At 46.6% G+C, this 397-nt stretch carries 1 pseudogene; it reads left to right on the forward strand.

From position 1 onward, the window contains the following. Window positions 1–397 (forward strand): annotated as a pseudogene (locus tag AAEY62_RS20585) (leucyl aminopeptidase family protein); the annotation flags it as partial.

The following is a 397-nucleotide window of genomic DNA, read 5'->3' on the forward strand; positions in this document are numbered from 1 at the left end:
TTTTGACTCAGGCGGGCTTGACCTAAAACCGAGTGCCGGTATGCGTAACATGAAAAAAGACATGGGCGGCGCAGCGCATGTTATTGCGCTTGCTCAGCTTATAATGGCTGCTAATTTACCAATTAGATTACGCGTGTTAGTACCTGCGGTTGAAAACGCGGTTTCGCGTAACGCATTTCGCCCTGGCGATGTAGTAAAAACCCGTAAAGGCATTATGGTTGAAATTGACAATACCGATGCCGAAGGACGTTTAGTATTATGTGACGCGCTTAGCGAAGCCCAAAACGACGAGCCTGAGCTTATAATTGACTTTGCTACCTTAACAGGTGCGTGTCGAGTTGCTTTGGGCACTGAACTACCAGGGTTTTTCTGTACTGAGCGTACTATTGCTAATAGT

The sequence above is a fragment of the Pseudoalteromonas sp. GW168-MNA-CIBAN-0100 genome (assembly GCF_040309225.1).
GTDB lineage: Bacteria > Pseudomonadota > Gammaproteobacteria > Enterobacterales > Alteromonadaceae > Pseudoalteromonas > Pseudoalteromonas arctica.